The organism is Roseobacter sp. HKCC-CH-9351 (genome assembly GCF_037830295.1).
In the GTDB taxonomy this organism is placed as follows: Bacteria; Pseudomonadota; Alphaproteobacteria; order Rhodobacterales; family Rhodobacteraceae; genus M30B80.
The window spans coordinates 2,000,516-2,024,574 of sequence record NZ_JBBLYM010000001.1; the positions used below are offsets into that span (position 1 = coordinate 2,000,516).

General features: G+C 56.8%; 28 protein-coding genes. 9 read left to right on the plus strand and 19 right to left on the minus strand.

Features of this window, described 5'->3' with window-relative positions:
- Positions 1–26 precede the first annotated feature (26 nt).
- Positions 27–269, plus strand: coding sequence for a sulfurtransferase TusA family protein (locus AAC632_RS10035; protein ID WP_340296443.1), 243 nt, complete (start codon positions 27–29; stop codon positions 267–269).
- On the opposite strand, the gene AAC632_RS10040 is transcribed toward AAC632_RS10035, so the two are convergent.
- Genes AAC632_RS10040 through AAC632_RS10050 form a run of 3 tightly spaced genes read right to left on the minus strand, consistent with a single transcriptional unit; the run spans position 266 to position 3,047 of the window.
- The gene (locus AAC632_RS10040) at positions 266–1,354 is read right to left on the minus strand and encodes an ABC transporter ATP-binding protein (RefSeq protein WP_340296442.1); all 1,089 of its coding nucleotides are present in this window, start codon (positions 1,352–1,354) and stop codon (positions 266–268) included. The genes AAC632_RS10035 and AAC632_RS10040 overlap by 4 nt on opposite strands.
- Positions 1,351–2,157: an ABC transporter permease gene (locus AAC632_RS10045; RefSeq protein ID WP_340296441.1), complete on the minus strand. Its 807-nt coding sequence runs from the start codon at positions 2,155–2,157 to the stop codon at positions 1,351–1,353. Before AAC632_RS10045 ends, AAC632_RS10040 begins: the two co-directional genes overlap by 4 nt.
- Positions 2,154–3,047 carry an ABC transporter permease gene (locus tag AAC632_RS10050; RefSeq protein ID WP_317654867.1) on the minus strand — a complete coding sequence of 298 codons (894 nt, stop codon included), beginning with the start codon at positions 3,045–3,047 and terminating at the stop codon, positions 2,154–2,156. The genes AAC632_RS10045 and AAC632_RS10050 overlap by 4 nt, the downstream gene beginning before the upstream one ends.
- Before the next feature lie 226 nt (positions 3,048–3,273).
- Here AAC632_RS10050 and AAC632_RS10055 point away from each other — a divergent pair, with 226 nt between their 5' ends.
- Both AAC632_RS10055 and AAC632_RS10060 read left to right on the plus strand, forming a co-directional pair.
- Positions 3,274–4,056 carry a glycosyltransferase family 25 protein gene (locus AAC632_RS10055; protein WP_340296439.1) on the plus strand — a complete coding sequence of 261 codons (783 nt, stop codon included), beginning with the start codon at positions 3,274–3,276 and terminating at the stop codon, positions 4,054–4,056.
- Positions 4,057–4,184: 128 nt separating this feature from the next.
- Positions 4,185–5,588 (plus strand): methyl-accepting chemotaxis protein, encoded by a 1,404-nt coding sequence (locus AAC632_RS10060; RefSeq protein ID WP_340296437.1) that lies wholly within the window; start codon positions 4,185–4,187, stop codon positions 5,586–5,588.
- A 97-nt stretch (positions 5,589–5,685) separates the two neighbouring features.
- On the opposite strand, the gene rpsI is transcribed toward AAC632_RS10060, so the two are convergent.
- The 11 genes from rpsI to AAC632_RS10115 all read right to left on the minus strand — a co-directional run bounded on the left by rpsI (position 5,686) and on the right by AAC632_RS10115 (position 14,049).
- Positions 5,686–6,195, minus strand: a complete 510-nt coding sequence (gene rpsI, locus AAC632_RS10065; RefSeq protein WP_317654870.1) for a 30S ribosomal protein S9 — start codon at positions 6,193–6,195, stop codon at positions 5,686–5,688.
- Positions 6,196–6,198: 3 nt separating this feature from the next.
- Complete coding sequence (gene rplM, locus AAC632_RS10070; protein ID WP_317654871.1) at positions 6,199–6,657, minus strand: 50S ribosomal protein L13; 459 nt, start codon at positions 6,655–6,657, stop codon at positions 6,199–6,201.
- A 168-nt stretch (positions 6,658–6,825) separates the two neighbouring features.
- Entirely contained in the window at positions 6,826–8,013 is a 1,188-nt protein-coding gene (lpxB, locus tag AAC632_RS10075) for a lipid-A-disaccharide synthase (protein ID WP_340296434.1), read from the minus strand.
- Entirely contained in the window at positions 8,010–8,795 is a 786-nt protein-coding gene (locus tag AAC632_RS10080) for an LpxI family protein (RefSeq protein ID WP_340296432.1), read from the minus strand. Before AAC632_RS10080 ends, lpxB begins: the two co-directional genes overlap by 4 nt.
- Before the next feature lie 11 nt (positions 8,796–8,806).
- Positions 8,807–9,607, minus strand: a complete 801-nt coding sequence (lpxA, locus tag AAC632_RS10085) for an acyl-ACP--UDP-N-acetylglucosamine O-acyltransferase (RefSeq protein ID WP_340296430.1) — start codon at positions 9,605–9,607, stop codon at positions 8,807–8,809.
- Positions 9,607–10,089, minus strand: coding sequence for a 3-hydroxyacyl-ACP dehydratase FabZ (gene fabZ / locus AAC632_RS10090; protein ID WP_340296428.1), 483 nt, complete (start codon positions 10,087–10,089; stop codon positions 9,607–9,609). Before fabZ ends, lpxA begins: the two co-directional genes overlap by 1 nt.
- 113 nt (positions 10,090–10,202) lie before the next feature.
- The gene (locus tag AAC632_RS10095) at positions 10,203–10,979 is read right to left on the minus strand and encodes an enoyl-CoA hydratase-related protein (RefSeq protein WP_340296426.1); all 777 of its coding nucleotides are present in this window, start codon (positions 10,977–10,979) and stop codon (positions 10,203–10,205) included.
- Positions 10,980–11,006: 27 nt separating this feature from the next.
- Positions 11,007–11,483 (minus strand): cytochrome c-type biogenesis protein, encoded by a 477-nt coding sequence (locus AAC632_RS10100; protein ID WP_340296424.1) that lies wholly within the window; start codon positions 11,481–11,483, stop codon positions 11,007–11,009.
- Positions 11,480–13,459 (minus strand): heme lyase CcmF/NrfE family subunit, encoded by a 1,980-nt coding sequence (locus tag AAC632_RS10105; RefSeq protein ID WP_340296422.1) that lies wholly within the window; start codon positions 13,457–13,459, stop codon positions 11,480–11,482. The genes AAC632_RS10100 and AAC632_RS10105 overlap by 4 nt, the downstream gene beginning before the upstream one ends.
- On the minus strand, positions 13,449–13,610 hold the full coding sequence (locus AAC632_RS10110) for a hypothetical protein (RefSeq protein ID WP_340296420.1): 162 nt from the start codon (positions 13,608–13,610) through the stop codon (positions 13,449–13,451). The genes AAC632_RS10105 and AAC632_RS10110 overlap by 11 nt, the downstream gene beginning before the upstream one ends.
- A 1-nt stretch (position 13,611) precedes the next feature.
- Positions 13,612–14,049 carry a helicase HerA-like domain-containing protein gene (locus tag AAC632_RS10115; RefSeq protein WP_340296418.1) on the minus strand — a complete coding sequence of 146 codons (438 nt, stop codon included), beginning with the start codon at positions 14,047–14,049 and terminating at the stop codon, positions 13,612–13,614.
- A 281-nt stretch (positions 14,050–14,330) separates the two neighbouring features.
- Here AAC632_RS10115 and AAC632_RS10120 point away from each other — a divergent pair, with 281 nt between their 5' ends.
- On the plus strand, positions 14,331–14,843 hold the full coding sequence (locus AAC632_RS10120; protein WP_340296416.1) for an invasion associated locus B family protein: 513 nt from the start codon (positions 14,331–14,333) through the stop codon (positions 14,841–14,843).
- A gap of 22 nt (positions 14,844–14,865) precedes the next feature.
- Here the strand turns inward: AAC632_RS10120 and AAC632_RS10125 are convergent, their stop codons facing one another.
- Genes AAC632_RS10125 through AAC632_RS10140 form a run of 4 tightly spaced genes read right to left on the minus strand, consistent with a single transcriptional unit; the run spans position 14,866 to position 19,224 of the window.
- Positions 14,866–16,077 (minus strand): beta-ketoacyl-[acyl-carrier-protein] synthase family protein, encoded by a 1,212-nt coding sequence (locus tag AAC632_RS10125; RefSeq protein WP_340296414.1) that lies wholly within the window; start codon positions 16,075–16,077, stop codon positions 14,866–14,868.
- Positions 16,074–16,340, minus strand: a complete 267-nt coding sequence (locus tag AAC632_RS10130) for an acyl carrier protein (protein WP_340296412.1) — start codon at positions 16,338–16,340, stop codon at positions 16,074–16,076. The genes AAC632_RS10125 and AAC632_RS10130 overlap by 4 nt, the downstream gene beginning before the upstream one ends.
- Positions 16,341–16,372: 32 nt before the next feature.
- The gene (lpxD, locus tag AAC632_RS10135) at positions 16,373–17,464 is read right to left on the minus strand and encodes a UDP-3-O-(3-hydroxymyristoyl)glucosamine N-acyltransferase (RefSeq protein WP_340296410.1); all 1,092 of its coding nucleotides are present in this window, start codon (positions 17,462–17,464) and stop codon (positions 16,373–16,375) included.
- A gap of 53 nt (positions 17,465–17,517) precedes the next feature.
- Complete coding sequence (locus AAC632_RS10140) at positions 17,518–19,224, minus strand: L,D-transpeptidase family protein (RefSeq protein ID WP_340296408.1); 1,707 nt, start codon at positions 19,222–19,224, stop codon at positions 17,518–17,520.
- A gap of 423 nt (positions 19,225–19,647) precedes the next feature.
- Here AAC632_RS10140 and AAC632_RS10145 point away from each other — a divergent pair, with 423 nt between their 5' ends.
- The 3 genes from AAC632_RS10145 (at position 19,648) to msrA (ending at position 21,282) form a co-directional block, all read left to right on the plus strand.
- Positions 19,648–20,202 (plus strand): YcbK family protein, encoded by a 555-nt coding sequence (locus AAC632_RS10145; protein ID WP_340296406.1) that lies wholly within the window; start codon positions 19,648–19,650, stop codon positions 20,200–20,202.
- Positions 20,203–20,334: 132 nt separating this feature from the next.
- Entirely contained in the window at positions 20,335–20,778 is a 444-nt protein-coding gene (msrB, locus tag AAC632_RS10150; protein WP_340296405.1) for a peptide-methionine (R)-S-oxide reductase MsrB, read from the plus strand.
- Between the two features lie 3 nt (positions 20,779–20,781).
- The gene (gene msrA / locus AAC632_RS10155) at positions 20,782–21,282 is read left to right on the plus strand and encodes a peptide-methionine (S)-S-oxide reductase MsrA (RefSeq protein ID WP_340296403.1); all 501 of its coding nucleotides are present in this window, start codon (positions 20,782–20,784) and stop codon (positions 21,280–21,282) included.
- Positions 21,283–21,353: 71 nt separating this feature from the next.
- Here the strand turns inward: msrA and AAC632_RS10160 are convergent, their stop codons facing one another.
- The gene (locus AAC632_RS10160; protein WP_340296401.1) at positions 21,354–21,494 is read right to left on the minus strand and encodes a hypothetical protein; all 141 of its coding nucleotides are present in this window, start codon (positions 21,492–21,494) and stop codon (positions 21,354–21,356) included.
- 13 nt (positions 21,495–21,507) lie between these two features.
- On the opposite strand from AAC632_RS10160, the gene AAC632_RS10165 reads away from it, so the two are divergent.
- Positions 21,508–21,807, plus strand: coding sequence for a hypothetical protein (locus AAC632_RS10165; protein ID WP_340296399.1), 300 nt, complete (start codon positions 21,508–21,510; stop codon positions 21,805–21,807).
- A 109-nt stretch (positions 21,808–21,916) separates the two neighbouring features.
- The gene (locus AAC632_RS10170) at positions 21,917–23,953 is read left to right on the plus strand and encodes an NADH:flavin oxidoreductase (RefSeq protein WP_340296397.1); all 2,037 of its coding nucleotides are present in this window, start codon (positions 21,917–21,919) and stop codon (positions 23,951–23,953) included.
- Positions 23,954–24,059 lie beyond the last annotated feature (106 nt).

Genomic DNA, 24,059 nt, shown 5'->3' on the forward strand with positions numbered 1-24,059 from the left:
CAGGCCCGCGCGCTAAGCCACACCCCATGCAAGACCATATCCTACATGAAATTGAAATTGATGCGCGCGATTTACGCTGCCCGCTGCCTGTTTTGCGCCTGCAAAAGGCGATACGGTCGGCGCAGATCGGCGCGGTAATCAAGCTCTGTGCCACCGATGCGATGGCCCAGATTGATGTGCCGCATTTTTGTGCCGAGGCGGGCCACGCCCTCATCTCATCTCACCAAGAAAATGGCACCTATATGTTTTTTGTAGAAAAGCAGGGTTAAGTGAAAACAGTAAACGCGCGGGGATCCCAACTGACGCGGGCGCGCGCGCCGACTTCAAGAACAGGGCGGCCCACCACATTGCGCATAGAAATCCGCACAGGGCGCGCAGCCCCATCAAGGCGCAAATCATAATAGGTCATATCGCCATAATAGACGACCTCATCCACCACACCTTCGGCGGTGCGCGCGGATTTGGGATCATCGTCAAAGAGGATCGACAGGGTTTCAGGGCGCAACCCAATGGAAACGGCCCCCGCAGCGCCTGATCCAACCACTTGCTCGGGGGCGATCTCCGCGCGGCCAAGCCCCGCGATATCTACAGAATAACCGCCTGAATGTGCCAAACTGCCCTCAAGGAAATTCATCATCCCGATGAATTCCCCTACCCTACGGCTGACAGGGCGGCGATAAAGCCGCTCGGGGTCATCCAATTGCGCGATCTCGCCCTCGAACATCACCGCGATGCGATCAGACATTACCAAAGCCTCTTCTTGGTCATGGGTCACAAGGATAAAGGTAATCCCCACTTCGCGTTGCAGTTTGATCAATTCAACCTGCATCACCTCGCGCATTTTTTTGTCCAAGGCCGAAAGTGGCTCATCAAGAAGCAAAACCTTCGGCTTTAGGATCAAGGCACGGGCCAATGCGACACGCTGCCTTTGCCCGCCCGAAAGCGCATGTGCCGCGCGCGCGCCATAGCCCCCAAGGCCCACCATTTCCAAGGCCTGCCCTACGGCGCGTGTCTTATCCGCTGCAGACATCACCGATTTTCGCAAACCAAAGGCCACGTTTTGCTCGACATTCAAATGCGGGAAAATCGCATAGGATTGAAACACCATATTGGTCGGGCGATGGTTTGGCGCCACCCCCTCCATATTCTTGCCGCCAAGCATGATCGCGCCTGAGGAGATATCCTCAAAGCCCGCAATCGCGCGCAAAAGCGTGGTCTTCCCACAGCCTGATGGCCCCAACAGTGAGAAGAACTCACCCTGCCCGATTTCGGCCGTGATGCCCCGCAGCGCATGATAATCGCCGTAATATTTGTGGACATTCTCTAGACGGATGATTGGCTCTTGCTTGGTCATAAAAACCCTCCAACATCGCGCTTGCCTGCACGGCGCAGGCCACGGCGGCGGAAATATTCGGCAGTAATCAACAGAATAATCGACAACGCCACCAGCAATGTGCCAAGCGCCATGATCACAGGAACCCGCGCAGGAAAGCGCAGCAAACCCCAGATATACACGGGCAAGGTTGGCTCATTCCCAGACAGGAAGAAGGCGATAATAAATTCGTCCAGACTGATCGTGAAGCAGATCAAAAGGGACGCAATGATGCCAGGTGCGACAAGCGGCAAGGTGACAAGGCGAAAGGTGCTGAGCGGTGTTTCGCCCAAATCCACAGCCGCCTCTTCTAGGCTTTTGTCCATATTGGCAAAGCTGCCTTGCAGGATCGCAATTGAAAACGGGGTGCAGATCAAAACATGGCCCACAATCACCGACCAAATCCCCGTGGACAGCCCCGCTTGGATCAACACCACCAATAGGGACACCGCCACGATGATTTCGGGCAGAACCAAGGGCAGCATGACAAAGCCCACAATTCCCCCTTTGGCAGGAAAATTATACCGCGTGGCCGCGCGTGCCGCAAACAGGCCAAAACAGGTCGACAAGACCGCAACCGAGACCGCGATAAAGACGGAATTGCGCGTGGCCTCAACCAAGGCTTGGGTGGTGAAAACCTCTATGAACCAGCCAAAGGTAAAGCCCTGCAACGGGAACGCGATGACCGTGCCCGAATTGAAGGCAAATAATGGCAAAAGTACAATCGGTGCGTATAAAAACACCAAATAAAGGATCACATAGATCTTGAGGCTTTGCCCCTTCATTTCGACTTGCCCCCGCGTGTCCACCGCAATGTGCCAAGGATCATCACAAGCGAGACAAACCCCACCATCAGCATCGCCAAAACCGATAAGGTCGCCCCCATCGGCGCGTTATTGAGGCGCATGAATTGGGTTTGGATCATATTCGCAATCATCGTGCCATCCGACCCGCCCACAAGACGCGGGGTGACGTAATCGCCGATTGTCGGAATAAACACGATCAAAACCGCCGCCAAAACACCTGGCATCGCGAGGGGCAATGTGACACGCAAAAACACCATTACACGATTTTCTCCCAAATCGCGCCCCGCCTCATGCAAGGATCGATCTATTTTCTCAAGGCTGACGAAAATCGGCAAAATCGCAAACGGGGCATAAGCATGCGCCAAGGTGATTACCACGGAATTGGCCGAATAGAGGATCCAGGCCAAAGGCTCGTCTATCACACCAAGGCCCACCAATGTGCCGTTTACAGGCCCATCATAGGCCAAGATCACCCGCCACAAAAACACGCGGATCAGGTAGCTTGTCCAAAACGGGATTGTGATCAAAAACAGCCACAAGGATTTGCGTTCTGGGGCCACATAGAAAGATACGAAATAGGCCACGGGAAAGGCCAATACGACCGTGATGGCGGTCACCGATAACGATATGCGCAAAGAGCGCGACAGCAATTCCATATAAAGCGGGTCTGTGAAGGCCTCGCGGTAATTCGACAAAGTAAAGCTGCGATCAATCGTCATGAAATCCTGCGTCCAGAAGGAAAACAAAACAATCGCGGCCAAAGGGGCCGCCAGCAGCAAAACCGCGTAAATGAATGGGGGCGCGATCAGAACCATTCCTTTGGTCTCATCGCGGCGCAGGAACCTTCCCAGATCAAAGGATCGGGCCATTTATATCCCCCAAAATCGCCCCTAATCAGGGGTGCATAGCATTCGACCTTTAGAAGAAATCAATCTTTGCGCAAGGGATTCGATGCGTGAAGGCGCAAGATCGGGCGCTTGCGCGAATATTCTGCACAGTCGTGCCGCACCATTGCCTGCGCCTTGGCCCTTGCACCAAGGCAGGCAAGCCTGTAGCCCCTTTTTCACCAACACTGACAGGCCCATCATAATATCCATGCCCCAATCTGCACGCGCCTCCCTTGATAAGGTGAAAACCTATCTGATCAATTTGGATCGCGCGCCTGCGCGCTTGGCCAAACTTGACGCGCGGCTTCGGGCGATTGGCCTTCCCTATCAGCGGATCGCGGCGGTGGATGGCAAAATGCTGCAGTTTCCGCATCCTGATTTCAGCGATTTGGCCTATCGCCTGCTGCATGGCCGCAGACGCGCGCCCGCTGAGGTTGGGTGTTACTTGAGCCATATCGAGGCCCTGCGCGAATTTCTAAACAGTGCCGCGGATCACGCGCTGATCTTAGAAGATGACATTACATTCGAGCCTGATTTTACGCAGGTGATGAAGGCCGCAGTCGCGCGGGCGGGCGAATGGGATATTCTGCGCCTTTCAACTGTGAACACGGGCCGCGCCATTCCCTATAGCGGGCTTACTGGGCGCTATCGCCTGGCCATAGCCCTAACCCGAGAAAAAGGTGCGGGGGCCTATATGGTCAATCGGCGCGCAGCCAAATGGTTGGTGCGGCAACTGCCCATGCAGTTGGCCTATGACATTATGTTTGACCTCGAATATCTTGCAGGCCTGCGGGCGGTTTTCGTCAAACCCCTGCCTTGCGCACAAATTACGGGCGAGGTGACGCAAATCCAAAACCAAGGGCCTGATTTCAAACTGTCCAAATGGCGCTATTTGACGGTTTTGCCCTATCGCGCATGGCTGGAAATCTCTCGCTTGATCATACGGCTATTTCAACTATTCCATGCATGGGGAAACAGCTTTCTGCGATGAGATGAGCGCAGCAAAATAGAAGCTTTAATTAAAAATTATTGCATCAAATATTTTTTGCGCGCGTGTCTAAACTCAACCTTAAGCTGTTCGTTATCATCTGTAACTGAATATAGATGACGGATTCCGTCATGACCCTGCAGCGCGCCACACCACATAAGCATGATATTGATGGCGAAGGGGCCCGCCTTTCTGCAATCGCAGATCATGCTCTCCTGTCCATGGTGAATGATACCCAAGCGGTCATTCATTTCAAAATTGACGGCACCATCATTACGGCCAATCACAACTTCCTTTCCACACTCGGCTATTGGTTAGATGAGGTGGTGGGAAAACATCACTCCCTTTTTGTGGATCCTGACTATGGCCGCTGCACGGCCTATGCGAAATTTTGGGATGATCTGAAGGGTGGCAAAATATTCACGGATCAATTTCCACGCCGCACTAATACAGGTCAAACCATCTGGATCCAAGCCACTTATGCGCCCGTGAAGGATAAGAACGGCAATCTGACCCGTGTTATCAAAGTCGTGACCGATATCACCGAACGCGTCACTGCAGTCGAGGAAATCGCAGAGGCGCTATTTGCCTTGCGCGAAGGCGATTCAACCACGCGGGTCACCCTCAGCCAACTGCCTGATCTGGCCAAGGTGGCTGTGGCCTATAATGAGGCCGCAACGCAATTGGGTAATCTGATGCGAAATGCAACCAATGTCAGCCGCGAGGTGAAGGAGGTGGGTCACACCATCAACAGCGCCGCAGATGCCTTGGCAAATCGCGCCACCGAACAGGCTGCGCAGATCAAACAAACGGCTGCTGCGGTTGAGGAACTCACCACTTCGACAAAGGCGAATGTCGACACCGCGCGGCGGGTTCTGTCAGGGGCCAATTCCACCCGTGACCGCACCCGCGAAAGTGAGGCAGTGGTGGCCAATGCCGTTGCCGCCATGCATAAAATCAAGGAAAGCTCAGATCGCATTGCGCAAATCATTTCCGTGATTGACGGGATCGCGGCGCAGACCAATCTGCTATCGCTGAACGCCGCGATTGAGGCCGCGCGCGCCGGCGCAGCAGGGCGCGGGTTTTCGGTTGTGGCCTCGGAGGTGCGGCAATTGGCACAACGCAGCGCCGATAGTGCGCGCGAAATCAGCACCCTGATCGAAGAAAGCCGCCGCCATGTCACAGGCGGGGTTGATTTGGTCGATAAAACAGGCAGCGAACTGCGCCGCATCTTCGAAGATACTGGCCAAGTCGCCCATGAGGTCGATGGGATCGTGGCGGGTGTCAGCGAACACAGCATCGCCCTTGCCGATATTAATAGCGCCATTTTCAATATGGAACGCGCGACCCAAGAAAACGCCACGATGGCCGAGGAATTGGTCAAAGACAGCGGCACCATGACGAAGGCCGCAACGGGCCTGACGGGGGAATTGCAGTTCTTTCAGCTTGGGGGGGCGACACAGAGCCATAACCACGCCTATCCAACACAGAACGGGCCAATGCCAACACCACAGGACTATGCGCGCGCCATGTAAATTGACCGCGCACAGAATGGGGACGCGTCAAAGGGACAAAGAAAAAGGCCACCCAAACGGGTGGCCTTTTTGTAATCTTGAACAGCGTTGATCCAGATTAACGCTTGGAGAACTGGAAGCTGCGGCGCGCTTTGCGCTTACCGAACTTCTTACGTTCCACAACGCGGCTGTCGCGGGTCAGGAACCCTGCCGCCTTCAGCGCGCCGCGCAAGGAGGGATCATAAAGCTGCAGCGCCTTAGAGATGCCGTGCTTTACCGCACCTGCCTGACCTGACAAGCCACCGCCTTTGACGGTTGCCATCACATCAAACTGATCTTCCACACCAGCCACAGAGAAAGGCTGACGCAGGATCATCTGCAACACAGGGCGGGCAAAGTAGGTTTTGATCTCTTTGCCGTTCACGGTGACCTTGCCAGAGCCTGGCTTGATCCAGACGCGGGCAACCGCATCTTTCCGCTTACCCGTTGCATAAGAGCGGCCAAGCGCATCGCGCACAGGCTCGCGGGGGGAGGCATCCACGGAAATGGATGTCGCACCTGCGGCGGGGGCAGAGCCCTCAGCCACGGCGCCTTTCAGCTCATCGAGCGAAGAGAGTGTCTCGGCCATGGTTTAGCTCCGCGTGTTCTTTTTGTTCATGGATTTTACATCCAGAACTGTGGGGTTTTGTGCCTCATGCGGGTGCGCTGCACCTGCATAGACGCGCAGATTGGTCATCTGGCGGCGCGACAGCGGGCCACCGGGAAGCATGCGCTTGACCGCCTGCATCACAACGCGCTCAGGATGCGCACCTTCGAGGATCTGGCCTGTGGTGCGGCTCTTGATCCCGCCGGGATAGCCTGTGTGCCAATAGTTTGGCTTGTTGCGCTTGTTGCCCGTCACCTGCACTTTTTCAGCGTTGATGACGATGACATTGTCGCCCATATCCATATGGGGCGTGAAGGACGGCTTGTGCTTGCCGCGCAGCCGCATGGCGATGATCGAGGCAAGACGGCCGAGAACAACGCCCTCAGCGTCAATCACGATCCATGACTTGTCGATATCCGCAGGAGTTGCGGTAAAGGTTTTCATGTATACGTTCCTTGGTCTTAGATTTTGACCGAAAAAGAGGCCGCCTGTGCGACCCCCGTTAAAGATGGCAGGCTTATGCGGCAGAGACGGGGTAAGGTCAAGCCTTTTTAGCGCGCCTAAATTCTGATTAATTATTAAAAATCAATTACTTGGATATGGGGTTATATTTTACCCCACAATTTCCATCTCCAAAACCCGCAAAACTGCCTCTGCCGCGCGGGCCTTTGGGTCGCGATCCCCTGCCCCAAGCCGCGCCATCGTCACTTCGGCGGCTTGGATTTGATCGTTGCGCGCGGTCTGATCGCTCACCAACCGCTCAAGCGCCGCCAAAACAGGCGCAGGTTCAAAGTTCTTCCCCAAAAATTCAGGGATGTGGCGGGTTTCGCTGACCAAATTGACCAAAGTGACCGTGTCAATTTTCAACATCCACCGCATCAAAACTCGTGACAGCGGCGCCATATCATAAGCAATCACCATCGGGGTTTTTGCGGCAGCCAATTCCAAGGACACTGTCCCCGAAGCCGCAAGAGCCAGATCCGCCGCCCCAAAAGCGCAGGATTTTTGATGTGGATAATCCGCGCCCGCGGCACGCGGTTCAAGCAGGTGCGCCCTTGGCCCAAAATCCCAAGCGGCCATCATCTGCGCGACATCATCGGCAATGGCGGGGGCCGCAGGCACAACGAGATGGGCGCGTGGATGCGCATGCAAGAACCCGCGCGCAACCTGCCCGAATCGGGGGCCAAGCCGCGCAATTTCGCCCCGCCGCGAGCCAGGCAGCAGCAACAGCAAGGGATCCCCTGCCCCAACACCAAGGCCCGCGCGATAGGCGCTGCAGTCCTCGGGCGCGGCTTGCAGCATCTGCGCGACTGGATGCCCCACAAAATCACAGCCCATCCCCACAGCCTGCATCAATGGCGGCTCAAACGGGAACAACGCCAGCACATGGTCAACAAAGCGTGCCATTTTACGCGCACGCCCCGCCCGCCATGCCCAGACTGTTGGGGCGACATAATGGATCACAGGAAGCTTCGGTGCCCGTTTCTTCACCTGCTTGGCCACGCGCAAGCAAAAATCAGGGCTATCAATGGTGATGAGCGCATCAACCTGCCCCTCAATCACCGCATTGACCGCCTGATCGCGGCGCTTGAACAAATGCCGAAGGCGCGGCAGCACCTCGGCCAGCCCCATGACCGACAGATCAGACATGGGAAAGAGGCTGTTGAGCCCTTCGGCCTGCATCAACGGGCCACCAATGCCTGAGAATTCAATGTCAGAATGCGCGGCCTTCAGCCCCGCCATCAGGCTGGCCCCAAGCGCATCGCCCGAAGGTTCGCCCGCAATGAGAAACAGTTTCACGGCGCAGCCCATAGGGTGATGCCCGCCGATGCCGCGCGGGCGAGAACCTTTTCCCGCTCAAGGATCAGCGCGCCACCCGCCTGCACCACCAAGCCCGACAGCCCCGCCTTTTGCATCATCGCAATCGTCTGCGGGCCAATTCCGGGCATATCAACGCGCAAATCCTGCCCTACCTTAGGGCGCTTCATCAAAACACCCCCCGAATTGGGGCAAGTCTGCGCCACGAATTCTAGCATCGCATCTGTGCCGGGTAGGGTTTCAATCGCAAGAACTTGGCCCTTTGCAACCACGGCACCTTGGCCGACATCTTGGGGCGCAAGGGCCGCCAAAACGGCGGCAGCGCGATGTGCATCGCCGTGCAAAGCCGCGCTGACCTCGCCCACCATCACGCCCTCGGACGCCAAAAGATCGGGGCGGATGTCATGTGGGGCGCAAATGGTGAATCCCTGTTCCTCCAACAGCGCGATCACGGCGCGCAACAGCCCATCATCCCCCTGCTGCAAAGCCGCCATAAGGCGCGGCATCAGCGCGGCTGTGCCCGCATCAAGCGCAGTGGGGTCAAACACGGGGCGGCGCATTGCGCCTGCAAGGCACAGCTCCGTCACGCCCTCGGATTTTAGACGCGCAAACAGGGAGGCCAATTGCTCAAACCGCGCCTCAATCTGCTGCGGTGCACGGGCATCCACGGGCGTGCCGTGGAAGGTGACCAATATCGCGTCCCCCGCCTCAAGCAGCGATTGCGGAAGGGCACCCCCACCCGCCAAGATTGCGCGTTTTGGCATGATCCCCCCGTTCAACCCGGCGTTAAGAATGACCGATCCGAGCCTTTCAGCACAAAATCCACCACATCCCGCACATATTGGGAATTTGGTGCCTCTTCTGATAGACGGCGCGCGCGTTCCTGAAATGCACCCTCGCCTTGCGCCAAGGCCTGATAGGCGGCGCGCAACGCAGTGATATCCTCTTTCGCCACGCCACGGCGTTTTAGGCCCACCAAATTCAGACCATCCAAGGCCCCGCGCGGGCCTTGCACAAGGCCATAGGGAATAACATCATTGGTCACCATCGTGACCGCGCCGATGATGGCCCCACGCCCGATGCGCACAAATTGGTGGATGCCCGAAAGCCCGCCGATGATCACGCCATCCTCAATGATGCAATGGCCTGCAATAGCGGATTGGTTGGCCACCACAACATGATTGCCCACGATTGCGTCATGGCCAACATGCGCGCCTGTCATAAAGAGGTTGTCATCACCAACACGGGTGATCCCGCCCCCGCCATCTGTGCCCGTATTCATGGTCACACCTTCGCGGATACGGTTGCGTTTGCCCACAATCAGCTGCGTCTTTTCACCCGCATATTTCAAATCTTGCGGAATATCGCCGATATTCGCGAAGGGGAAAATCACGGTTTCAGCGCCAATTTCGGTCAATCCTGTGACCACGGCGTGGGATTTAAGCACCACCCCCTCATGCAAGGTCACCTCAGGGCCAACACGGCAAAACGGGCCAATATGACAGCCCGCAGCGATATTTGCCCCGCTTTCAACGACAGCCGATGGATGGATCGAGGCCGAAGGATCAATCGCCATTACGCAGCCCCACCCGTGGCACCCTCAATATCCATCATCGCGGTAAATTCAGCCTCGGCTGCCATTTCCCCCTCGACAGTGGCCTGCCCCTTAAAGCGCCAAACCTTACCACCGGGTTTGCCGCGCGTGGTTTCGATTTTCAGCTCGAGCACATCGCCCGGCACAACCTTGCGGCGGAATTTGCAGGCATCAATGCCCATGAAATACACAAGCAAATTGCGATCAGCCATATCCATAGCCACCCCAACCATCACCGCGGCGGTTTGCGCCATCGCCTCGATGATTGTGACGCCGGGCATAATGGGGGCGGATGGGAAGTGACCCTGAAAATGAGGCTCATTAAAGGTGACATTCTTGATGCCCGTGGCCGAGTGATACCCTTCGATATCGCGCACGCGGTCAATCAACAAAAACGGATAGCGATGCGGAATAATCCGCTGGATCAGATGAATATCTGCCTCTTTCGGCGTCTCGCCCGTCATTTTGGTCTTCCTTTATCAAATTCCGCCTTGAGTGGGTGGGACGATCACATCCCCCCGCGGCCTTGCATCCCTAGCACTTTGGCGCCCCTTGGGGCAAGCCTGCGCAGGCGGCCTTAGCGCCCTTCAAATGTGGGTTTGCGCTTATCGTTAAAGGCCAAAACACCTTCTTTGAAATCGCGCGTGCGGCTGAGCGCGCCTTGATGCGCGGCTTCTTGCAACATTTGCGCCTCAAGCCCCTGTTGCGCAGAGGCGCGCAGTGCAGATTTTATCTTGCTATAGGCAAGTGTGGGGCCACAGGCCAAATGCGCGGCGCGGGCGCGCCACGTGGCGTCAAATTCGGCCTCACCGGTGGTCTGCCAAATCATCCCCACTGCTTCGGCCTCCCGCGCGGTGACAGGCTCGCCAAAAAGTGCTGCCCCCATGGCACGGGCCTGCCCCACGAGGCGGGGCAAAACCCAAGTTGCCCCCGCATCAGGCATGAGGCCGATTTGTGCAAAAGCTTGGATAAATCGCGCATTTTCGGCGGCAATGACGACATCACAGATCAAGGCAAGGCTTGCACCCGCCCCCGCCGCCACGCCATTGACCGCCGCAATCACAGGGATCGGGCAATCGGCAATCGCCGAGATCAGCGGCATGTATTCATCCCGCAAGACCCGCTCAAGATTGAGATCAGCCACACGGCCCGCATCGCCCAGATCCTGTCCCGCGCAAAAGGCGCGACCTGCGCCTGTGATCACCAAAACCCGCGCAGAGGCCCCCGCCTGCCCTATCGCATAGGTCAATTCGGCCCGCATCTGCGTGTCGAGCGCATTTAAGACATCGGGTCGATTGAGCGTAATCACCGCAGTGCCATCATCCAATTCATAGAGAATCCGCTCGTAGTTCATGATCGCCTCAATCTGGGTTTGGAAGGCTCAACTTTGCTTGTCGCCAAGAATACGCGCAAGCGCGGCCTGCTCATCCGGGGTTAGTTCTGCTTCGGTGGGGTTCGTGCTGCGCGCTCGCGTGCGGATAAAGGCAAAGGCCACACCAAAGCCCAACAAAAGCAAGGCAGGCCCCGCGAGCCAAAGCGCCAGATTGCTGCCCGACATCGGCGGGCGCATCAGCACATATTCACCATATCGATCCACCACCTCTGCGATGACCTGCTCGTTGCTATCGCCCATCATGATCCGCTCGCGCACGAAAATGCGCAGATCGCGGGCGACTGTGGCGTTGCTTTCGTCAATCGATTCATTGCGACACACCACGCAGCGCAAATCAGCTGAAATCTCACGCGCCCGCGCCTCGAGGGCAGGATCAGACAAAACCTCATCAGGCTGCACCGCAAGCGCGGGGGTTGAAATCAACCACATTGCGGCAAGCGCGGCTTTTGCGAAGGCCCGCGTCATTCGGCAGGCACCCCAATAGCGGCCCGATCCCGCGCGGCCCCCGCCGCGACACGATAGCGGCGATCGGTCAGGCTAAGCGCCCCGCCAAGCGCCATGATAATTGCACCGCCCCAAATCCAATTTGCAAAGGGTTTGATCCATGTGCGCACGGCCCACCCCCCATCCAACTGGGGATCGCCAAGCGCCACATAAACATCACGGGTAAATCCACTGTCGATCCCGGCCTCTGTGGTGGGCATACCCGCCACGGGATATATCCGCTTTTCAGGGGTTAAAAGATCCACGATACGCCCGTCTTTGGCGACTTCGACAAAGGCCATGGTTGAGATGTAATTTGGCCCCTGCACCTCGCGCACATCGCGCACTGTCAAATGATAGGCGCCCACATCGAATTCTTCGCCAATTTGCGCCACGCGGATATCTTCGATTTGATAGGTCACCAAGGCCCCCACACCAATAAAGGTGATGCCAAGCCCCGCATGGGCCAAGGCCTTGCCCCAATCGGCGCGCGGCAGGCGGGTCAAGCGGCCAAATTTCGCGGCAATCTCACGCCCCTGCCCTGTGCGCTGCCACAGATCAACCGCGGCCCCTGCAACCAGCCAAACCCCAAGCGCGAGGGTAATCAAGCCCGCCAACGAGCGCCCCGTTCCAAGCGCATAAAACAAACCCAAAAGCGCGATGGTCAAAAGGGCCACGCCGCTCATCAGGCGCATGGCACGGCCAAGCTGCGCGCGTTTCCACGGCAAGACCGCCCCAATTGGCAAGGCCACCGCAATGGCAAAGGCAAAAGGCGTAAAGGCCGCATTAAAGAAAGGTGGCCCCACAGAAACGGTGCGGCCCCAAAACATCTCTGCCACCAAGGGCCAGATTGTGCCGATGAACACAACAAAGGATGACACCGCCAAAAGAAGGTTATTCAAGACCAAACCGCTTTCGCGGCTCACAGTTGAGAAAACGCCCTTAGCCTCCATCGCGCTTGCGCGGAAAGCATAGAGCGTAAAGGCCCCGCCCATGAAAACGGCCAAGATCATAAGAATAAACATCCCGCGCTCTGGATCATTGGCAAAGGCGTGCACCGAAGTGATGATGCCCGACCGCACGATAAATGTGCCGATCAGCGAGAAACCAAAGGCCAAAATTGCCAAGAGAATTGTCCAGCTTTTCAGCGCCTCGCGTTTTTCGACCACAATCGCCGAATGCAACAGGGCCGCCGCAATCAACCACGGCATGAAAGAGGCGTTTTCAACAGGATCCCAGAACCAGAACCCACCCCAACCAAGCTCGTAATAGGCCCACCAAGACCCAAGTCCGATCCCGATGGTCAGGAACACCCATGCCGCCAATGTCCAAGGGCGCACCCATCTGGCCCATGCTGCATCAACGCGCCCTTCGATCAAGGCCGCCACAGCAAAAGAAAACGCCATGCTGAGGCCGACATACCCCAAGTATAAAAACGGCGGGTGGAAGGCGAGACCAGGATCTTGCAGAAGCGGGTTCAAATCTTGGCCGTTAAAGGGCGGCAATTCGAGCCGCAAAAACGGGTTCGATGTGAACAAAATGAAGGCGTAAAACGCAACCCCCACCGAAGATTGTACGGCCAAAACGCGCGCACGCAGGCGCGGCGGCAGGTTTTCACCAAACCACGCCGCTGAGGCCCCAAATAGCGACAAAATCAAAACCCATAGCAATAGCGAGCCTTCGTGATTGCCCCAGACACCGCTGATTTTATACAGCAGCGGCTTGTCGGTATGGGAATTGGCAACAACCAAATTCAGCGAGAAATCAGAGGTCACAAAGGCATAGGTCAGCGCTGCAAAGGAAATCGCCACAAGCGCGAATTGCAAGCTGGCCGCAGGTCTGGCAACCGCCATCCATGCGCTCCAATTTTTATGTGCGCCAATCATCGGCACAATCATTTGGAACACAGCCACGGAAAAGGCCAAAACCAAAGCAAAATGGCCAATTTCAACGATCATCTATGCCCTCCTTCATCACAGCGCGGCCCGCATGATCCAGATTTTGCCGTCCGTTCGCGGCAAAGAGTAACGACAAAGCCGCCCGCATCCAAGGGGTTAGCGCGAAAGAGCCGCACCCCTGATCACAGCGCCGTGATCTAGCAGAGGACATCTCAACGCCCCGTGAGCGCCCCCAAGACGCCGCGCATCACCGCGCGCCCTACCCTTGTGCCCATTCGACGGGCGAAACTTTTGGCAAAGGCTGTGCCAACACTATCGCCACGCGAGGGTGCTTTTCGCTTGGGGCTGTCCCCCGCAGTATAACGGCGCGCTGCTGAAAACTCGCGCGCGGCTTCTGCACCAACCACCTCTGGGGCCTCGCGTGCAGCGGCGGCTTCTGCCTCGGCTGCGGCCCTTGCGGCGCGGGCCTGTAGGATCTCATAGGCGCTTTCACGATCCAAAACAGGGCCATATTTGCCCTGCAGAGGCGCGGATTTCACCATCGCCTGCCGCGCCGCCTCATCCATTGGCCCCAATTTGGACGAGGGCGGGCGGATCAAACAGCGCTCAACCACACTTGGCGCGCCTTTTGCCTCAAGGGCCCGCAGCAAAAAATCGCAGTTTCATAAAAAACCCCTGTTGACGGAACAAAAATCCTGACATAGCGTTTGCAGCAATAAGTCGGCCAGTCCGACAGGGAGTGATAAATCAGTCGCACAGACTGATCTAAAAAGGGCCTCGTTTCGAGGCTCTTTTTTGTTGGGAACGCGCCACATGTAAATCATGGCAATTCTGCCCCGCCGGCCAAGAATTTAAATCATATCGCGCTGCACCCGCTGACAATGGTGCCATGCTATGTTAGCGCAGAGGTCATATGACATATGAGGATATTATGACCCGATTTTCACGTCACCTTTCGCATACGGTTCTCGCTCTGGCGCTTTGCGGGGGCGTGGCCCCACAGGCCTTCGCGCAAGACACTGAAACCTTTGGCGCATGGACAAAAATTTGCAGCGGCGAAGGCGAGGCGCAAACCTGTCTGATTTCGCAGGTGCTGCAAGATACGGATGGCAATAACGTGGCCGAGGTCAGCATTGCCGATGTCATTGACGGCGGCGATACGGTGGGCGCGATCAGCATCGCAACCCCGATTGATACGCTGCTTTTGCCGGGTGTTCGGTTCAAGGTCGATGATTTCGATGAAAACCGCCTCCCGTTCAATTTCTGCCAACCCGGTGGATGCGTGGTGCAAATCGGTCTGGCCCAAGACAATATTGACGCCTTCGAAGGGGCCACGGCGGCGGCTGTCACCATTGTGCCAATTGCTGCGCCCGATGCAGAGGTTGCCCTAACCCTGTCTTTTGACGGGTTCACCGCAGCCTTTGCTAGCCTTCAACCTGAATAAACCATCATGAGCAGCGCCCCGCTTAGGGCGCTGCTTTTAGGGCCAAAACCGCGTTCAACCCGCCAAAGGCAAAGGCGTTGGAGAGAACTGCATCAACCTTGGCCTCTCGTGCCTCATTGGGGACAACATCAAGGGCGCATTCAGGGTCGGGCTCCTCATAGCCGACGGTGGGTGCAATCACTCCATCGCGCAGCGCCATGATACAGGCCAACAGCTCGACCGCGCCTGTGCCGCCGATCAAATGCCCGTGCATCGATTTGGTGGAGGATATCATCAGGTCATCGGCGTGATGGCCAAATACATCCGCGACAGCCGCGCATTCCACCTTGTCATTGGCCGCCGTGCCCGTGCCATGCGCATTGATATAGCAAATATCCTCAGGGTTCAGCCGCGCATCCTTGAGCGCGCCTGAAATCGCACGACCTGCCCCTTGCTTGGAAGGCATCACGATATCCGCCGCGTCCGATGTCATGGCAAACCCCACCACTTCGGCCAAAATCTCGGCGCCACGCCGTTTGGCGTGATCATAGTCTTCGAACACAAACACTGCGGCCCCTTCGCCCTGCACCATGCCATTGCGGTTGGCCGAAAACGGGCGACAGGCATCTTTGGACATGACCCGCAACCCTTCCCACGCTTTCACCCCGCCAAAGGAGAGCATCGCCTCAGACCCGCCTGTGACCATCACGTCACAGGCCCCGCCGCGGATCAATTGAAAAGCTAAACCCATCGCATGGTTTGACGAGGCGCAGGCGGTGGCGACCGAAAAGGATGGTCCCTTAAGGTTCCATTCCATCGACACATGGCTGGCTGCGGCATTGTTCATCAGCTTGGGAACAACAAAGGGGTGAACGCGATTTTTTCCCTCTTCATAGACAGTGCGATAATTCTCGTCCCATGTATTAACACCGCCCCCTGCCGTGCCGAGAACCACGCCCGCCCGCGTGGCCGCCTCGCCCCCAAAGACAAGGCCAGAATGATCCAAGGCTTGATGCGCAGCGATTAAGGTGAATTGCGTAAAGCGGTCATAGAGCGCAATTTGCTGGCGGTTGAACAGCGCCTCAGGATCATAGCCCCTCACCTGCGCCCCAATTTTAACGGACAGCCGATCCACATCGCGCAAATCAAGGGGGTCAATCCCGCATTTTCCTTCGCGCATCGCGGCCAAGGTGGTCGGCACATCATGCCCTAATGCATTGATTGTGCCCTGCCCCGTGATAACAACGCGCCTCATGAGTGCTGCTCGGCCACGAGTTTTTCGACCGCCGCCACAATGGCCGCAACCGATGAGATATCAAAATCGCTTTTGTCAGGCTCATTGGCGTTGAACGGCACCTGAATGTCGAATTCTTCTTCGATGGCAAAAATGGCTTCGACCAGACCTAACGAGTCGACCCCCAAACCTTCGAGTGTTTTTTCAGGCGACACATCGCTTGCCTCAAGCACCGCTTGTTCTGCAATGATCTTGATGATCCGCTCAGAAATATCTCCAGACATAAAACCTTGCCTCCATCAGCATATCCAAAGGCCTAGCCTTTCGGATTGGTCAATTTCTTCTCAAGCGCCGCCACAGTTTTTGCAAGACGCGGCAATCGCCTTAGCGCCTTATACATCTCGATATGTGTCTCCATTTTGACAGCCGGGCTGCCCATCACCATTCTGCCCGATGGAAGGCTAGAATAAATCTTGGTGGCCCCTGCGGCGACCACATCAGAGCCGATCTCGATATTGTCGGAGACACCGCACTGCCCGCCCAAAACCACGCGATCGCCCACGCTACAAGATCCCGCAAACCCGACCTGCCCGCAGAGCAGGCAATCGCGACCAATGCGGCAATTGTGGCCGATATGAACCAAATTATCGATCTTTGTGCCTGATCCGATTTCCGTATTCGCTACAGTGCCGCGGTCAATCGCAGCGCCTGCGCCAATTTCGACATCATCCCCAATGACGACACGACCCAAAGAATGAATGCGCGCCCAAGATTGCGGGGTCTGCGCCGCGTCTGATTTCCCTAAAGATTGGCGGGCAATTTCGACTTGGGATTTTTCTGGGGTGACGAAAGAGAACCCATCCCCCCCAATCACCGCATTGGGTTGAATGATCACACGATCCCCAATTTGCACATGATGCGCGATGCGGACACCCGCATGGATCAACGCATCAGCACCAATTTCCGCGCCTTCGGCAATGCTGACATGCGGGGCGATACGGGCGCGTGGCCCGATGATGGCGCCCGCTCCGATAACCACAAAAGGCCCGATGGCGGCATCCGCGCCAATTTGGGCGCTTGGGTCAATCACCGCGCTGGGGTGAATTCCTGACACAATATGCGGCCCTTGATCCATGAGTGCCGTAACACCCGCCATCGCATAGCGCGGGCGGGCGATTAAAATCGCAGCCTCTAATCCAAGGGTCCTCCAATCTGTGCCTTCGGCCAAAATCGCAGCCTTGGCCTGTCCTTTGGCCAAATCGGGCAGATATTTTTCTGACATCGCCAAGGCCAGATGATCAGATGCCGCCGTGGCGGGCTCGGACAGGCGCGAGACGACCAATCCAACCGCGCCTTCGGCTTTTGCGCCCAATTCCTTGGCGATATGCTCAATGCTGCTGCCAGCCATGTGGGATGCGCCTTATTCTTGCTATGGCCCAATCACGGGGCCACCCTTTGCCTTTAACTTGAGATTGCCGCAACGGAAACCCCCACCGCCTCAAGGGCCTGCCACAAATCGGCATTGCGCCCATAAATATCGGCGCGATGCTGCAGTCGCCCATCGGGGTCCACAAAGGATGTCCAATAGACCAAATGCACGGGGATCGGTGTTTCAAGCCGCACCGTTGTTTCGCGACCCGTTGCAAGAAGACGCGCGAAATAGGCTTCGGGATCGTCCACTTGAGGGGCCAAAAGATGATAGGCGAAATCAAACGGATCCTGCAGCCGCACGCAGCCATGGCTATAGGCCCGCGTTTCGCGCGCGAAGAGGTTTTTTGCAGGTGTGTCATGCAGGTAAATGTTCCACGGATTGGGGAACATGAATTTCACCAACCCCAAGGCATTGCTGGTTGAGGGGGCTTGGCGCAACGTATAGGGGAAGGTGCTTGCCGTGTATTGGGTGAAATCCACCTGCGCGCGATCGACAACTTGCCCCCCGCTCCACAATTCCAACTGACTTTGCGCTTTAGGGTCTTCTTGCAATTGCGGCAGATATTCGCGTGTGGTGATTGAACGGGGCACCGTCCAACTGGGGTTAATGACCATATATTCCATAACGTCTGAGAATTCGGGCGTGTGACGGCGTGGATCGGGGTGGCCAACAACCGAACGGGTTGAGAAGGTCACGACATCTTGATCCACCACAGTCGCATGGAAGTCAGGGATATTGACCAAGACATGGCGCTCACCGCGGTCAAAATTCATCCAACGTTGCCGCTCCATGGCCAAGATCACATCTTTCAGGCGCGTTTCGGCATCCACATTGATCGCGGCCAATGTATTGGCGCCAACAATTCCATCTTGGGTTAACCCGTTATCCGCTTGGAAGCGCATCACCGCCCCGACCAGCCTGTCATCGAATAGGGAGGGCACGGGCGCTTCGGTCGCCGTTTGCGCATCATTCGCGGTTGATAGGGTTACGGATGCAGAACTGGGCTCTTCGGCGAGATATCCCATCGCTTGCAGCCGCGCAATTAGGGCCGCGACAGCGGGCCCTTGGTCGCCCAATTCCAGTCTTTCGGCCACCACAGGCGCCCCCCATCCACCCACTTCAACCACGCGCGCCAAGTCAAACATTGCGCGCTGAAGGCGGGCATATTGCGGGTGCTGCGGTGTCAAATTTGACAGATATATCATTGGATTATCAGCCGAAGCGAAGCCTGAAAGTAATGCCTCACTGCTTCGGCGTGGGGTGGTTTTATGAATGTCTTCGGCCAAGGTTGCAGGCTCTAACACCCCTGCGTTGATATCTTGCGCATAGTCCAGATAGGTCAAAGCCGCGCGTAACTCGGCTGCAATATCTGCCCCAGTTGCAAAGCCCGCGCGTAAACCTGCGATGTCATAAGTCGCGCGCGGCAGGCCGTGATCGTCAGATGCCTCAAGGGCCGCAAGCAACGCAGCACGGCGCAGCTCAAATTCAGGCCCCTCGCCGGTCCAAATTGGTGCAAAATCGCGTGCAGCATAAAAGGCGAATACCTCAGGATTATTGGCAAACCGGGCCGCCATTTCTTCGCGCGCGGCGACATCTTGCCAGAACTGCGCCGATGATGGCGGTGAGGTGACCACCGTGGCAGGCAGGCTTTGCGCCACAGCAGCGCCCGCGATGATCAGGCCTAAGCCCGCCCCAGCCACCAACTCAACCCAAAAACCAGTTCTTTCAACACTCACGGTATTACCTATTTTCAAACGAACCCCTATGCCAAATATGGGGAAGAAGGCCCGCGCCGTCCATGTTCAATCGCGGCCGCACGATCGCTCAGGCGTTACGCCTATGCAGCGTTGCAACAGATGTTTTTCACCCTTCACGAGGGTCTGATGGCCGCCACGAGGCCAAACCCGATTATAGGCAGGTGAATTTTTACGCAAAAACAGCGCACTACACCGATTGGCAAATTTCCGCCGAATCGAAAGACCCTTCCTGCCAAGAGGTTAATCAATACTTTCACAATCATTTCACCTGTGTCATATTTCGTTACGTGACGTGCGAATAAAAAACCGCCCGCTGCCATTCACGCTGGATCCGTCCAGCTCAGGGACAGAGGCACCCGTAGCAAGTGTAGTGGTAATCAGGGCAGAAGCATGGGGACTGGAATGAAATTGATTAGCCGTCGGGGCTTATTGCGGGCATTTGCTGCGACAACGATCGCGGCGGCACCTGTATCGGCCAACGCCTTTGGGATTTTGCGCGGCGCAGGCGATTTTCGCAGATTGCGCATGCATAATGGCCGCACGGGCGAAACGCTGGATATGATTTACTGGATTGATGGCGACTATATTCGCCCCGCAATTGAAGAAATCAGCTACTTCATGCGCGACTGGCGCCAAAATGAGGTGCATGCGATTGACCCGCGCACCCTCGACATCATGGCAGCCTCTCATAACCTTTTGGATACGAACGAACCGTATCTGCTGTTGTCTGGCTATCGCTCGCCTGCAACCAATTCGATGCTGCGTCAACGCTCGTCAGGTGTTGCGCGCAACTCACTCCATATGGTTGGCGAGGCGGCTGATTTGCGCCTCACCTCCCGCAGCGTCAGTCAAATTGCGCGCGCGGCTGAAAGCTGCGCCGCAGGTGGGGTTGGGCGGTATTCGCGCTCGAACTTTGTGCATATGGATTGCGGCGATGTCCGCCATTGGGGCGGGTAAGTCGGCCAATATTCGGCAAAAGACGTGCTCGTTTTGGCGTAACGTCTTTGGGTGACTTGCCATTTTGACTGGATAATTTGCGCGGCGCCCCCACATTATGGCTCAAACCCCACAAGGAGTGAGCCATTCCTCATGACAAAATATAAAAAGACGCCGCAGGCCATCGCGGCACTGACGCCCGAGCAATACCACATTACCCAAGAAAATGGCACTGAGCGCCCCTTTACGGGGACCTATACCGATTTAGAGGCGCGCGGGATTTATGTGGATATCGTATCTGGCGAGCCGCTGTTTTTGTCGAATGACAAATTTCATTCTGGCTGTGGTTGGCCCTCATTCACAAAGCCCGTCAGCGATGAAATGGTGGTCGAAAAGCGCGACCTCAGCCATGGGATGGTGCGCGTTGAGGTGCGTTCGAAATATGGAGACAGCCATTTGGGCCATGTTTTTCCCGATGGGCCGCGGGATCGCGGGGGCTTGCGCTATTGTATCAATTCAGCCGCTTTACGTTTCATTCCCGAAGCAGATATGCAGGCCGAAGGGTATGGCGATTATCTGATGATGTTGGAGGCGTAAACAATGGCGCAAGAACGGGCGGTTTTAGCAGGTGGATGCTTTTGGGGGATGCAACAATTGATCCGCCGCATGGATGGGGTGTGTGCAACCCGTGTTGGCTATTCGGGGGGCGATGTTCAAAATGCCACCTATCGCAACCATGGCACCCATGCCGAGGCCATTGAAATTTTCTTTGATCCCCAGCGCTTAACCTATCGTGATCTGTTGGCGTTTTTCTTTCAAATTCATGATCCCACCACATTGAACCGTCAGGGAAATGATATTGGGATGTCCTATCGGTCTGCGATTTTTTATGTCGATGAAGCACAACGCGAAACCGCGTTAGAGGTTATCGCAGATGTCAACGCATCGGGGCTTTGGCCTGGAAAGGTTGTGACTGAATTGGCGCCTGTGGGCCCGTTTTGGGAGGCAGAACCTGAACATCAAGATTATCTCGAGCGCCTTCCCAATGGGTATACCTGTCATTTCCCGCGCCCTGATTGGGTCTTGCCAAAGCGAGCCTAAAAGACAACCGATTAGATCAAAAAATGGGCCAAATCGCTGGCCCATTTTTGCGTTCTGCGGTTCCATCAAGTTTAAAAATCTTCCCAAACAACACCGCCCGTGCTGGCCTCACGTTGCAGATACGGGCGTTGCGGTGTGGGGATAATCTCGGGCTTTTCTGGCGCCTGCTTCGTCCCATGATCCAGCATCTGAGGGGGGGCAGGATCGGCCATAACATCTGATCCATTGAGCAGTGCCGCGCGGGCAGCCAGCCTGCCCCGCTCCGCGGAATTTGTCATTGTCGAAGGCAATTATCTGCTTTTGGATCAAGACGGATGGCGTGATTTGCGCAAGTTTTGGGACAGCGCAAGTATGTTGATGCCTCCACGCGCGGAAATCGAGGCGCGGCTGTTGCAGAGATGGATTGATCACGGCCACACCCCCGAAGCGGCCCGCGCAAGGCGCGATGCGAATGACCTGCCAAATGCCGAATTGGTCTTGGCCAATGCCCTGCCAGCAGATTGGGTCATGGCAGAGGCCGCCTAGGCGCAAATGGCGCAAACGCGCCTTGTCGTGACGCGCCCCTTCCTTGACAAGCAGAGCCCGTCACGGCCAGCCTAGGCTGACACAGTCGCGAACCGCTAAGAGGCATCCTATGGCAGACCCGATCTTGCAGCCGTTTCAGCTGAGACATCTGACCTTGCGCAATCGGGTCATGATCACCAGCCACGAGCCCGCCTATAGCGAGGATGGCCTGCCCACCGATGCCTATCGCGCCTATCATGTGGAGCGCGCCCGTGCTGGCATTGCGCTGACCATGACGGCGGGCTCTGCCGTGGTCAGCCGCGACAGCCCACCCGCCTTTGGTAATCTCTTGGCCTATCGGGACGAGATTACCCCGCATATGGCCCGTCTTGCCCGCGAGGTGCATGACGAGGGCGCGGCTGTGATGATCCAACTCACCCATCTGGGGCGACGCACGCGGTGGGACACAGGCGATTGGCTGCCTGTCCTCTCGCCAAGTGCGCTGCGCGAACCCGCACATCGCGCCTATCCCAAAGTGCTTGAGGATTGGGACATCGCGCGGATCATCAGTGATTATGCCGATGCGGCTGAACGGATGAGGGATGCAGGGCTAGACGGGATCGAATTGGAATCCTACGGCCATTTGATGGATGCGTTTTGGTCGCCCCGCCTCAATCACCTAGACGGGCGATACGGGGCTGAAACGCTTGAGACGCGCATGGCCTTTTCGATGAATGTCCTGCGCGCCATTCGTGCCCGCGTTGGGGATGATTTCATCGTTGGCGTCCGTTTTGTGGCCGATGAAGATATCAAGGGCGGTATTTCTGCCACCGAAGGCCAAGAGATTGCCCGCCGCCTGCGCGACAGCGGGTTGGTCGATTTCCTAAACGTCATTCGGGGCAATATCGACACCGATGCAAGCCTGACCCGCGTGATCCCGTTGCAGGGCATGGCCTCGGCCCCGCATCTGGATTTTGCGGGCGAGTTACGCGCGCAAACGGGCATCCCGATCTTTCACGCCGCGCGTATTCCCGATTTATCGACCGCGCGCCATGCCATTGCTGCGGGCAAGTTGGATATGGTGGGGATGACGCGGGCACATATTGCCGACCCGCATATCATGGCAAAACTTCTCGAAGGACGCGAGGAGGATATTCGCCCCTGCGTGGGGGCAAATTACTGTATCGACCGCATCTATCAGGGCGAAAAGGCGCTGTGTTTGCATAACCCCTCAACGGGGCGAGAATTAAGCCAACCGCATGAGATTGCCCGAACGGACACCCCGACCCGCGTCACCATTATCGGCGCGGGCCCTGCGGGCCTTGAGGCCGCGCGGGTTGCGGCCACGCGCGGGCATCAGGTGCATCTCCTTGAGGCCGCCCCGCAGGCAGGCGGGCAAATTCGCCTCACCGCGCAATCGCCCCGCCGCCGCGAGATGCTGGCGATCACCGAATGGCGGGTTGCACAATGCGAAAAGCTGGGCGTGCGCCTGCAATATAACACCTATGCCGAACCCGAAGATGTTTTGGCGACTGCGCCCGATGTGGTGATTGTGGCCACAGGCGGGATGGCCCGCGAAGGGGGGTTAGAGACGGGCAGCGACCTCATTTGCAGCGCATGGGATATTTTATCGGGCGATGTCAAGCCCGAAGGCGATATGCTGATCTTTGATGAGGCAGGCGATCACGCGGGGTTGCAGGCCGCGGAATTTGCAGCCCCCCATGCCCGCAGCATTGAGATCGTCACCCGCGACCGCGCCATCGCGCCCGAGGTGATGGGCATGAACCTCACCCCCTATATTCGTGCGCTGCAACACTCAGGCGCGCAGATGACAATCACATGGTATCTCAGCCATGTAACGCGCACAGGCAATCGCCTGACCGCGCATTTAATCAGTGACTATAGCGACAAAATCGAAACCCGCGAGGTAGATCAGGTCGTGGTCAATCAAGGCACAACGCCGCTTGATGATCTTTATTTTGCGCTCAAACCACAGTCGCGCAATTTGGGCGAGGTGGATTACCATGCCTTTCTTGCAGGGCAATCCCAAAAGATTATCAAAAATCCAGACGGGCAGTTTGACCTCTACCGCATTGGTGATGCAGTCTCACCGCGCAACACCCATGCCGCAATTTATGATGGGTTGCGCCTTGCGCGCAGCCTCTAAGGAATGAGCCCAAAAATGACCCGCTACCCGCCCCTAGACAACACCCATTGGCCCGCCGAAATCGCGGATATGCAAGCGGGGTTTGCGGGGCGGTTGAATGTCTATC